The 10924-nt window shown below is 62.8% G+C and carries 10 protein-coding genes; 6 read left to right on the top strand and 4 right to left on the bottom strand.

From position 1 onward, the window contains the following. Positions 1–11: 11 nt before the first annotated feature. Positions 12–566 carry a YaeQ family protein gene (locus JNB89_RS26400; RefSeq protein WP_135892541.1) on the bottom strand — a complete coding sequence of 185 codons (555 nt, stop codon included), beginning with the start codon at positions 564–566 and terminating at the stop codon, positions 12–14. 143 nt (positions 567–709) lie between these two features. Further along, positions 710–1687: a LysR family transcriptional regulator gene (locus JNB89_RS26405; protein WP_013340994.1), complete on the bottom strand. Its 978-nt coding sequence runs from the start codon at positions 1685–1687 to the stop codon at positions 710–712. Positions 1688–1833: 146 nt separating this feature from the next. On the opposite strand from JNB89_RS26405, the gene JNB89_RS26410 reads away from it, so the two are divergent. The 5 genes from JNB89_RS26410 (at position 1834) to JNB89_RS26430 (ending at position 9027) form a co-directional block, all read left to right on the top strand. After that, positions 1834–3294, top strand: coding sequence for an aldehyde dehydrogenase family protein (locus JNB89_RS26410; protein WP_220364167.1), 1461 nt, complete (start codon positions 1834–1836; stop codon positions 3292–3294). Between the two features lie 136 nt (positions 3295–3430). Beyond that, positions 3431–4435, top strand: a complete 1005-nt coding sequence (locus JNB89_RS26415; protein WP_013340996.1) for an arabinose ABC transporter substrate-binding protein — start codon at positions 3431–3433, stop codon at positions 4433–4435. A 113-nt stretch (positions 4436–4548) separates the two neighbouring features. Further along, positions 4549–6108: an L-arabinose ABC transporter ATP-binding protein AraG gene (araG, locus tag JNB89_RS26420; RefSeq protein ID WP_220364168.1), complete on the top strand. Its 1560-nt coding sequence runs from the start codon at positions 4549–4551 to the stop codon at positions 6106–6108. A 141-nt stretch (positions 6109–6249) separates the two neighbouring features. Then, on the top strand, positions 6250–7254 hold the full coding sequence (gene araH, locus JNB89_RS26425; protein WP_013340998.1) for an L-arabinose ABC transporter permease AraH: 1005 nt from the start codon (positions 6250–6252) through the stop codon (positions 7252–7254). 39 nt (positions 7255–7293) lie between these two features. After that, positions 7294–9027 carry an IlvD/Edd family dehydratase gene (locus JNB89_RS26430; RefSeq protein WP_013340999.1) on the top strand — a complete coding sequence of 578 codons (1734 nt, stop codon included), beginning with the start codon at positions 7294–7296 and terminating at the stop codon, positions 9025–9027. 283 nt (positions 9028–9310) lie between these two features. On the opposite strand, the gene sap1 is transcribed toward JNB89_RS26430, so the two are convergent. Next, positions 9311–9649, bottom strand: coding sequence for a surface attachment protein Sap1 (gene sap1 / locus JNB89_RS26435; RefSeq protein WP_013341000.1), 339 nt, complete (start codon positions 9647–9649; stop codon positions 9311–9313). Positions 9650–10114: 465 nt separating this feature from the next. Between sap1 and JNB89_RS26440 the strand changes: the two genes are divergently transcribed. Continuing rightward, positions 10115–10327, top strand: a complete 213-nt coding sequence (locus JNB89_RS26440) for a hypothetical protein (RefSeq protein WP_222859069.1) — start codon at positions 10115–10117, stop codon at positions 10325–10327. Between the two features lie 114 nt (positions 10328–10441). Here the strand turns inward: JNB89_RS26440 and JNB89_RS26445 are convergent, their stop codons facing one another. After that, the gene (locus JNB89_RS26445; protein WP_013341002.1) at positions 10442–10867 is read right to left on the bottom strand and encodes an HIT family protein; all 426 of its coding nucleotides are present in this window, start codon (positions 10865–10867) and stop codon (positions 10442–10444) included. Positions 10868–10924 lie beyond the last annotated feature (57 nt).

Here is a 10924-nt window from a genome sequence, read left to right on the forward strand (position 1 = left end):
CCGCCCGGAACTCAGGCGTTCGCGGGCGCCTTCAACACCGTCCAGTCGATTTTCACCGCGTCGGCTTCGGCGCTGCCTAGCCACGCTTCGCCGTCCTGCACGGTGCATTGCAGGCGCATGGTGCGCTCTGCGAGCGAGCCGAGTTCAGCGGCCACGTTTTCGCCAAGCGACCAGACCGTCACGTTGCGCATGCGCTCGACCTTATTGCGCACGCCCTGCCACCAGATGTCCGAAGTCCGGCCGCCATACGCAATCACAATGACCTCGTTGGAACGGCCGCTCGCTTTCGCAATGCGACGTTCGTCGGGCTGGCCGACCTCGATCCACATGTCGATTGCGCCTGTCAGATCTTTTTGCCACAGATCCGGCTCGTCGACATCCGACAAACCCTTGCAGAACTCGAGGCGTTCCTGCGCGAACAGCGCGAACGCGGCGACGCGCACCATCATCCGTTCGTCGGTTTCCGACGGGTGACGGGCGATGGTGAGCGAATGGTCGGCGTAATAGTGCCGGTCCATGTTGGCGATCTGTAGTTCCGCCTTGTAAATCGTCGATTTGAGAGCCATGCCGTTGCTGAACCAGACGCTCGCCCCACCGGAGCGAACGGAAAATGAGTCGTCGACAGCGCGTTGCCGTCTTCCGTGTTTGTTGTACATTTTGCGTCCCTCCCGCGCCGTTAGCCGGCCATCTCATGTACGGGAAGAAGCATTTATCGAGCCACGGCCGCCTCCGAAGGCGTGCCGTACACCTCGCCGGCCGCCTCGCGCAGCGCTTCCAGCACCACGGAGGCCGCTGGCGAGAGCAGATGCGACTGGCGCGTGATGATACCGAAAGTGTCCATCCTGCACGGCAACTCGATCGGCAGGCGTTTCAATACGCCGTACTGTTGGTACTGACCCGCCACTTCGTTCGGCAACACTGCCAGCATGTCGCTTTGAAGCAGCAAGCTCGAAATGGCCAGGAAGTTGTTGGTGTTGACGACGTCTTGCGGCGGATTCAGCCCGATCTGCGAGAACATCAGATCGAAACGATGCCGCAGCACGCTGCCGGGCGGATGCAGCACCCAGCTCGCATTGACGATGCCGCGCAAGGTCAGGCCGGTCTCGTTCTCGAGCGGATGACCGGGCCGCGCGACCACGCAAAGCGGTTCGTCGGCGAGCGGTTCGTAACGGACCTCGGTCTTGAACTGGTTCTGCCGCTCCAGCACGCGGCCAATCATGATGTCGAGCTCACCTTCGGCGAGCCGCGGCAGCATGACGTCGGAGGTTTCGACTTCCGCCCACAACTGCAATTGCGGATAGCGCTCCTTCACGCTAGCAATCGCGCGCGGCACCATGGTTGCCGCCGCCGCCGCAATCACGCCGATCCGCACCTGCCCGGCGAGCCCGGCGCGCAGCGCCGAGATTTCGTCGTGCGCGTGGCTCAGATTGGACAGCACCATGCGCGCGTGGCGGATCATCACCTCGCCGTATAGCGTTGCATGCATGCCGTGCGGCGTGCGGTCGAAGAGGCTCACGCCCAGCATGTCTTCCAGTTCCTTGAGCAGCCGCGAAGCCGCCGGCTGCGTCATGCCGAGCACGTCGGCGGCGCGTCGCACGTTGCCCTCTTCCTCCATTGCGGCGAGCAGCAGCAACTGCCGCGTTTTCAGCCGCGCACGCACGAACCAGTTCGAGTAGCTACGCGTCATCGCCTGTCTCCAACGTCTTTGTCGTTGGCTCCATCATGCCATACCGGAATTGTTATCGGGATAGCCGAAAAAGGGATTGGAAAGTTATTGCGCCCACTCATACCATTCGTGGACTTTCAGGCTTCTCATGTGGCGCCATTCCGTCGATGAACCGCGATCCGCTCGTCCCGCTCGTTGCCAGCCCGCTGCGCCATTACATCAATGGCGGCTGGGAGACGGGCGCGACCACCGGCGTGTCGCTCAACCCGTCGGACCTCGACGACCTTGTCGGCGAATATGTCCGGGCCGACGTGCGGCAGACCGACAGCGCGATTGAAGCGGCCAACGCCGCTTTCGGCGAATGGTCGCTGAGCTCGGGCCAGCGTCGTGCGGACGCGCTTGACGCAATCGGCAGCGAAATGCTCGCGCGCCGCGACGAACTGGCCCGGCTGCTGGCGCGCGAAGTCGGCAAAACCTTGCCCGAGGCGCTGGCCGAGGCGACGCGCGCGGGCCAGATCTTCAAGCTGTTCGCTGCCGATGCGCAGCGCGCGTACTTGGAGCCGGTCGCGTCGTCCCGCGCCGGTGTAGAGATCGACATGACGCGCGAGCCGCTTGGCGTGGTCGGCATCATCGCGCCCTGGAGCGCGCCGTTCGCCACGGCCGCCGCAAAAATCGGCGCGGCGCTCGCGCATGGCAATTGTGTCGTGTTCAAGCCAGCCGAATCGACGCCGGCTTGCGCGGCGGCGCTCGCGTCCATTGTGAGCCGCGTGGGCTTGCCCGCCGGCGTGTTCAATCTGGTAATGGGCAGCGGCCGGCAGGTCGGCGCGCGCATCGTCGCGCATCCGCTCGTGGCCGGTATCAGCTTCAGCGGTTCGGCGGAAACCGGAACGCGCGTGCTGCAAGCCGCCGCGGCCCGTCAGGCGCGTGTACAACTGGAGATGGGCGGCAAGAACCCGTTCGTGGTGCTCGCCGATGCCGATCTCGACATAGCCGTGGAAGCCGCGTTGACCGGCGCCTACGGCTCGACCGGCCAGCGCAGCACGGCGGCGGCGCGGCTGATTGTCGAACGCGCGCTGTACGAGCCGTTTATCGACGCATTGCAGGCGAAGCTCGCCAAACTCACCGTCGACCACGCGCTCAAGCACGGCACCGACATGGGTCCGGTCGCCAACGCCGCGCAGCTCGAGCGCAATCTCGACTATGTCCGGATCGCGGCGCAGGAAGGCGCGCAACTACTGCATGGCGGCCGGCGGCTGGAACGCGCGACGCGCGGCTACTTCTTCGAACCGGCGCTGTTTGCGGGCGAGGCCGAACACCGTATCGCCCGCGAGGAAATTTTCGGCCCGCTCGCCGTCGTGCTGCGTGCCGACGATTACGAACACGCGCTGCATCTCGCGAACGACACCGCCTATGGCCTGTGTGCGGGCATTTGCACCCGTTCGCTTTCGCGAGCGCGGCATTTTCGCCGTCACGTGCATGCCGGCCTTGTCACGATCAACCTGCCGACCACGGCGGTCGAGCATCACGCGTCCGCGAGCGGCCGCAAGGCGTCTGCGTACGGCTCGACGGACGCCGCATTCTGGACCGCCGTGAAAACGGCTTACGTCGCGGCTTACGTCGCGGGTTGATCGTGAGGATCAGCACACGCATGGCCGCCGCAGGCCCCGATTCGCTGAACCGCTTTGTACGACCCGGCTAACGCCGTGTATCGCCTCGCTGCACATAAACGAAATCAATGCAGCTTTTCAACCTCAGGAGACAGACATGACCAGCAAGCTTCGCCGTTTGACGCTGACCGCAATCGCCGCGGCCACCCTTGCCGCGCCCTTTGCGATGCAGCTTTCCGCGCACGCCGACCAGCCGCTGAAGGTCGGCTTCCTCGTGAAGATGCCGGAACAGGCATGGTTCATCAACGAACAGAAAGCGGCGACCGCGCTGGGTCAGAAGGACGGCTTTTCGGTGGTGAACATCGGCACGCCGGACGGCGAAAAAGTGCTGTCCGCCATCGACAATCTCGGCGCACAAGGCGCGCAAGGCTTCGTGATCTGCGCGCCCGACGTGCGCCTCGGACCCGCGATTCAAGCGCGCGCAAAGCGCTACAACATGAAGTTCGTGACGGTCGACGACCAACTGGTCGATTCGACCGGCAAGCCGCTCGCCAACGTGCCGCACCTTGGCATGTCCGCGTTCAAGATCGGCAACCAGGTCGGTCAGGCGATCAGCGACGAAATGAAGCGCCGCGGCTGGAAGCCGGAAGAAGTCGGCGCGCTGCGCATCACGAACTATGAATTGCCGACCGCGAAGCTGCGCACCGACGGCGCGACGCAAACACTGCTCGCCGGCGGCTTCAAGAAAGAGAACATTTTCGACGCCCCGCAAAAGACGACCGACGACGAAGGCGGCTTCAACGCGTCGTCGCCGGTGCTCGCGCAGCATCCGAACATCAAGAAGTGGGTGATTTTCGCGCTGAATGAGGAAAGCGTGCTGGGCGGCGTGCGCGCGACCGAGCAGTTGCATATTCCGGCGGCGGACGTGATCGGTGTCGGCATCAACGGGGCGGGCGAAGCCTTTGCCGAATTCCAGAAGAAGGAGCCGACGGGCTTCTACGGCACGATCGCCGTGAGCTCGACCATGCATGGCCGCGAAAGCACGGAGAACCTCGTCCAGTGGATCAGGAACGGCAAGCAGCCGCCTGCTGACACGCAAACCACCGGCAAGCTGATGGTTCGCAGCAACTGGCAGGACGTGCGCAAGGAACTCGGCATCTAAGCCCCGTTCGAGTTTCGCACGCGGCGGGTCGCGTCGCGCTTCTCTCCCGGCTTCTCGCCTCTCGCGCGAAGCCGGGGCGGCCCGCACCGTTGTCCACCACTGAGGTTTTTTCGATGATGTCCTCCCACACTGCATCTTCCGCTGGCAATGCCGAGGCGGTGCAAGCGCCCTCGTCCGCGCTCGCCACCACTGAGCCGTATCTGCAACTGGACGGCATCACCGTGCGCTTTCCCGGCGTGCTGGCGCTCGACCAGGTGTCGCTCGAAGTGCGGCGCGGCGAAGTGCACGGACTGATGGGCGAGAACGGCGCGGGCAAATCGACGCTGCTCAAGGTGCTCTCCGGCGTGAATCAGCCGGTCGCGGGCACGCTGTCGCTCGGCGGCGTCGAGCAGCAGTTCACGACGACAAAGGCGGCCATTGCAGCGGGCGTGGCGATCATCTATCAGGAATTGCATCTGGTTCCGGAACTGACGGTCGCGGAAAACCTGATGTTGGGCGCCCTGCCCAATCGCTTTGGTGTACTGGACGAAAAGGCGCTGGTTGCGCGCGCGCTGCGCGAACTCGAACGGCTCGGCGAAAAGATCGACCCGTCGCAGCAGGTGAAGAATCTGTCGATTGGTCAGCGGCAGATGATCGAGATCGGCAAGGCGCTGATGCGCGACGCGCGTGTGATTGCATTCGACGAACCGACCAGTTCGCTATCTTCGCGCGAGACCACGCAACTGTTCCGGATCATCCGCGCGTTGCGCGCCGAAGGCCGCGCGATCATCTACGTCACGCATCGCATGGACGAGGTTTATGAGTTGTGCGACCGCGTAACCGTGTTCCGCGACGGCCGCCGCATCGACACGTTCGACGCGGGCGCCGGGCTCGACCGCGACCGCCTGATCAGCTGCATGGTGGGCCGCTCGATTGCCGACGTGTACGGCTATCGCACGCGCGAACTCGGCGACGTGCAACTGGACGTGAAGGGACTCATGGGCCCGGGGCTGCGCGAACCCGCGACATTCAGCGCGCGCAAGGGCGAGATTGTCGGCTTCTTCGGGCTCGTGGGCGCCGGGCGCTCCGAGTTGATGAAGCTCATCTACGGCGCGGTCAAGCCGACGGCCGGCGACATCATGCTCAAAGGCAAGCCTGTGCGTTTCGCCACGCCGCGCGATGCGGTGCGTGCGGGCGTTGCGTTGTGTCCCGAAGACCGCAAGCAGGAAGGCATTGTTTCGATCGCTTCGGTGTCGGACAACCTCAATATCAGTTGCCGCCGGCATTTCAGCCGCTTCAACGTGCTCAACGGCCGCAAGGAAGCGCAGACCGCGAAGGAGTTCATCGGCAAGCTTGCCATCAAGACGCGCAACGGCGAGACGCCGATCGGCACGCTCTCGGGCGGCAATCAGCAGAAGGTGATTCTGTCGCGCTGGCTCGCGGAAGAGATCGACGTGTTTCTGATGGACGAGCCCACACGCGGCATCGACGTCGGCGCGCGCAGCGAAATTTACGGGCTGCTGTATGGGCTTGCTGAAGCGGGCCGCACGGTGATCGTCGTGTCGAGCGATCTGGCGGAAGTGATCGGCGTGACGGATCGCGTGATCGTGATGAAGGAAGGACGGCTTGTCGGCGATCTACCGAAAGCGCAAGCCACGCCCGATGCACTCATCAAGCTCGCCCTGCCCCGCTAGAGCCGCCGACTCGCGTCGCCGGCCGGAACAACGCAACAGAAAGCACAAAACAGAAGCACCCACCGGAAAGCACGCAGCTGGAAACACGAAACTGAATCGCGCCGCTGACACAAACAGCGACATTGAAACGGAACACACACCATGAACACACCTTCAACCGAATCCTCCACGCCAGCCGTCGCATCGGCGGGCCTGAGCGCGCGCGCCGCGCGCACGTGGGATCTGATCAACAAGTCCGGCATCGTGATGGTGTTCATCATTCTGTTTGCGGTGCTGTCGTTCACCGTGCCGGACTTCCTGAGTTCGCGAAACATTCAGGGCCTGCTGCTTTCGGTCACGCTGATCGGCTCGATCTCCGTGACGATGATGTTCGTGCTCGCGCTCGGCGAAGTCGATCTGTCGGTGGCGTCGATCGTGGCCTTTGCGGGCGTGGTGGCGTCGACATTGATTACGGCGACCCACAGTGTGCTGCTCGGCGTGGCGGCGGGCGTGCTCGCGGGCGGCGCGGTCGGGCTCGTGAACGGCGTGCTGGTCGCGCGCTACAAGATCAACTCGCTGATCGTCACGCTGGCCATGATGGAAGTCGTGCGCGGCCTCGCCTACATCACCTCGAGCGGCGACGCGGTGATGATTTCGGAGGAACGGTTCTTCGACCTCGGCGGCGGCTCGTTTCTCGGCATTTCATATCCGATCTGGAGCAACATCATCGGCTTCGTGCTGTTCGGCTTTCTGCTGAAAAAGACCGTGTTCGGCAAGAACGTGCTGGCGGTCGGCGGCAATAGCGAAGCGGCGTTGCTCGCAGGTCTGCCCGTCACGCGCATCAAGATCACGGTGTTCGTTCTGCAAGGCCTCGTCACAGGCTTTGCGGGCGTGATGCTTGCGTCACGCATGAGTCTCGGCGACCCGAAAACGTCGGTCGGCCTCGAGCTCGGTGTGATTTCCGCGTGCGTGCTCGGCGGCGTGTCGCTGACGGGCGGCGTCGCGACGATTTCCGGTGTGCTGGTCGGCGTGCTGATCATGGGCTCGGTGCAGGACGCGATGAGCCTCATGAACGTGCCGACGTTCTATCAATACCTGATTCGCGGCGGGATTCTGCTGCTTGCGGTGCTGTTCGACCAGTTCCGCCGCAGCAAGCGCGTGCACTGACAGGCGCCCCGCTCTACACGTTTGCCAACAGGAGATTTCATGGCTGATTCCAACCAGACTAAAAAGCCGCTGCGCAGCCAGGCGTGGTTCGGCCTCAAGGACCGCGACGGCTTTTTGCATCGCTCGTGGATGAAAAACCAGGGCATTCCGCACGACGAATTCGACGGACGCCCGGTTATCGGCATCTGCAATACGTGGTCGGAACTCACGCCTTGCAACGCGCATTTCCGCGAGCTCGCCGAGTACGTGAAAAAAGGCGTGCACGAAGCAGGCGGTCTGCCGCTCGAGTTTCCGGTAATGTCGCTCGGCGAAACGAATTTGCGGCCCACGGCCATGCTGTTTCGCAACCTCGCTTCAATGGATGTGGAGGAATCGATCCGCGGCAATCCGATGGACGGCGTGATTCTGCTGGTCGGCTGTGACAAGACCACGCCCGCGCTGCTGATGGGCGCGGCGTCGTGCAATCTGCCCGCGCTCGCGGTGTCGGGCGGGCCGATGCTGAACGGTCGCTTTCGCGGCAAGCACATTGGCTCGGGCACCGGCGTCTGGCAGATGTCCGAGGAAGTGCGCGCCGGCACCATGACGCAGGAGGAGTTCACCGAAGCTGAGTCGTGCATGAACCGCTCGCGCGGCCATTGCATGACGATGGGCACGGCTTCGACTATGGCCTCGATGGTCGAATCGCTCGGCATGGGCCTGCCGCACAACGCGGCGATTCCCGCTGTCGACGCCCGCCGCCAGGTGCTCGCGCATCTGGCCGGCCGGCGCATTGTCGAGATGGTTCGCGAGGACCTGACAATGGACAAGATTCTCACGCGCCAGGCATTCGAAAACGCGATTCGCACCAACGCGGCGATTGGCGGCTCGACCAACGCGGTCGTGCATCTGATCGCGCTCGCCAAGCGCATTGGCGTGGAGCTTTCGCTGGACGACTGGGAGCTCGGCTCGAACGTGCCGTGTCTCGTGAATCTGCAGCCGTCGGGCGAATACCTGATGGAAGACTTCTACTATGCGGGCGGTTTGCCGGCGGTGCTGAAGCAACTCGGCGAGCAGGGTCTGCTGCACCGCGAGGCGCTCACGGTGAACGGAAAGACCATCTGGGACAACGTGCGCAACGCGCAGAACTACGACGAAAAGGTCATCACCCGCTTCGAAGAGCCGTTCAAGCCGAAGGCGGGCATCGCGGTGCTCAAGGGTAATCTGGCGCCGAACGGCGCAGTGATCAAACCGTCCGCGGCCACGGCCGAACTGCTCAAGCATCGCGGCCGCGCGGTGGTGTTCGAGAACATCGAGGAACTGCACGCGAAGATCGACGACGAGTCGCTCGACATCGACGAAAACTGCATCATGGTGCTCAAGGGCGCGGGGCCGAAGGGTTATCCGGGTTTTGCGGAAGTAGGCAACATGCCGTTGCCGAAGAAGGTGCTGCAAAAGGGCATTACGGACATGGTGCGGATTTCCGATGGACGCATGAGCGGCACGGCGTACGGCGCAGTGGTGCTGCACGTGTCGCCCGAGGCGGCCGCAGGCGGCCCGCTTGCGCTCGTGCAGACCGGCGACATGATCGAGCTCGACGTGCAAGCGCGGCGCCTGCACCTGGAAGTGAGCGACGAGGAACTCGAGCGCCGGCGCGCCGCATGGCAGGCTCCCGAGTCGCCCAAGCGCGGCTACTACAAGCTCTATGTGGAGCACGTGTTGCAGGCCGACCAGGGCGCGGATCTGGACTTCCTGGTCGGATCGAGTGGCGCGCCGGTGCCGCGCGATTCTCACTGAACGGCGTGAGCGAATCGACGAAATAAACAGTGTTTCCTGCGCTTTGCGAGAAGGCGTACTGCCGATGCGGACCCCATGCCGCATCGGCTTTTTTTCGCTTTTATCGCCTTACGCAATTCGCCGGATGCAAACGAAAAAATCGGCTCGACACATTATCAGTGTCTCGCCGATTTTTTGATTGCAAGCTCACCGTCTCCGGCTTTTAGAAGCCAGAGAATTAGCTCATACACACTGCGCTCCGGCGCTTGGCCGGAACATCAGGGTACGGGTGTGCCGGAAAAGCCTACTGCTTGATAAATCGATCGTTCGCCCAGAGGCCTTGCGTATCGCTATTGCTGGCGTTCACGAATTCGAAGTCGTGACCGACCACGCGCACGACGCGGAAGCTCGAATTCTCCGGCGTGGAAACGCATTGGTATCCCGAGAAGAATTCCTGCATCTTCTGCTGTTCGCCCGCCTGCGCGTGCTGATTGACGGCGTCGAGTTTGTCCTTGGACAGACAGCCGTATGCGTTGGCCTTGAACTGAATGGTTTGCTGCGGCTTGATCACGACGTCTTGCGCCTGAACGGTTGCGGCAGCCAGACTTGCAATGGCGAAAACAAGGGCGAGTCGAGTTTTCATAGTTCCTCCGGTGCGGGCCAAATGCTCAGGTTAGCTATGTATTTAACTCCATCGTCTAACCCGCACATTGCACTCTAGGAGAACGGCGAAGAACAACAAGCACATCTTGTGTGCGGTTGCAACAGCGGCGAATTGTCGCACTGCGCGCCACACCTGCCTAAACCTTAGGCAGCGCTTCAAAGTGGGCAAACTAGCACGGATAACTAAACTTCCGACACCGTCGAGCGCTTTCACCAGTAACGGTTTGCGGCCCGCATTAGCGTAAACGCGATATTAGATTTAAGCGATTTACTACAATCGCCCGCGTGCTTGGTGCGTTGCACACAAAGTCATCTGCATAACCGGCTCGTAAAGACGAAATAACGCTGCAATTGCAGAAAACAAATAATGCCAGCGTTCGGCTCACGCTATATGGCGACCGTAATGCGCGGCGGTGCGCAGTGCGGGTACGTGCGGTGCTCTAGAATGAAATCAATGCTCGTGCAAACGGAGGCCGCCGTGATCGAGAACGTGATTCTGGGCGTTTTTCTCGTCCTACCGCTAATCATCGTCGCGTTTCTTTTCTCCGACGAATTGTGGCAGGAACATCGCCATTTGCACGACATGCGGCCCATGCACGCGAAGCCGCGGCGGCTCGACTGGCGTCATCCGCTGCGGCGCTCGCGGCACAGGCTCTAAGCGGCGGGCGTGGTCCTTCGTCGACCAGCGAGGCGGGCGCATCCTCGCCCGAGCAGTGCGGCGCGGCAGTGGGCCTCTCAGTGAGCCTGTCAGATGAGCCCGTAAATGAGCCCGTCAATCGGCGCGCCAATGGGCGCGAATGCGTTTGGCGAGCGCTTCGAGCGTGTCCGCGTCGGCGACCTCACGCGCGTGCATGTGCAACGGCTGACCTTCCCACCGCGGAATGATGTGAAAGTGCACGTGCGGCACCGTCTGGCCCGCCGCCGCGCCGTTGAACTGGCCGATGAACACGCCGTCCGGGCGCAACGCAGCGCGCACGGCGATCGCCAGCTTCTGCGTCATGCGCATGCACGCGACCGTCGCCGCGTCCGACAGATCGAATATCTCCGCGGCGGCCTCTTTCGGCACCACAAGCAGGTGTCCGTCGGCTTGCGGCATCAGGTCCATGAAGGCGAGCGCCGCATCGTTTTCCGCGACTTTGATACACGGTAGTTCGCCACGCAGAATCTTCGCGAACGGATTGCTGTCGTCATACTTCATCGCTTTTTCTCCGGTTGGGTCATCGCAATTCTGCCTCGCGCGCCCGGTTGTCGGGGG

The sequence above is a fragment of the Paraburkholderia phenoliruptrix genome (genome assembly GCF_019511605.1).
Lineage (GTDB): Bacteria > Pseudomonadota > Gammaproteobacteria > Burkholderiales > Burkholderiaceae > Paraburkholderia > Paraburkholderia phenoliruptrix_A.

What these genes read in the sequence shown, in the direction of transcription:
- araH (WP_013340998.1), top strand. Translation starts at nt 6,250, where the DNA reads ATGAACACACCTTCAACCGAATCCTCCACGCCAGCCGTCGCATCGGCG.
- sap1 (WP_013341000.1), bottom strand. Translation starts at nt 9,649, where the DNA reads ATGAAAACTCGACTCGCCCTTGTTTTCGCCATTGCAAGTCTGGCTGCC.
- JNB89_RS26415 (WP_013340996.1), top strand. Translation starts at nt 3,431, where the DNA reads ATGACCAGCAAGCTTCGCCGTTTGACGCTGACCGCAATCGCCGCGGCC.
- JNB89_RS26445 (WP_013341002.1), bottom strand. Translation starts at nt 10,867, where the DNA reads ATGAAGTATGACGACAGCAATCCGTTCGCGAAGATTCTGCGTGGCGAA.
- JNB89_RS26400 (WP_135892541.1), bottom strand. Translation starts at nt 566, where the DNA reads ATGGCTCTCAAATCGACGATTTACAAGGCGGAACTACAGATCGCCAAC.
- JNB89_RS26405 (WP_013340994.1), bottom strand. Translation starts at nt 1,687, where the DNA reads ATGACGCGTAGCTACTCGAACTGGTTCGTGCGTGCGCGGCTGAAAACG.
- JNB89_RS26430 (WP_013340999.1), top strand. Translation starts at nt 7,294, where the DNA reads ATGGCTGATTCCAACCAGACTAAAAAGCCGCTGCGCAGCCAGGCGTGG.
- araG (WP_220364168.1), top strand. Translation starts at nt 4,549, where the DNA reads ATGATGTCCTCCCACACTGCATCTTCCGCTGGCAATGCCGAGGCGGTG.
- JNB89_RS26410 (WP_220364167.1), top strand. Translation starts at nt 1,834, where the DNA reads ATGAACCGCGATCCGCTCGTCCCGCTCGTTGCCAGCCCGCTGCGCCAT.
- JNB89_RS26440 (WP_222859069.1), top strand. Translation starts at nt 10,115, where the DNA reads ATGAAATCAATGCTCGTGCAAACGGAGGCCGCCGTGATCGAGAACGTG.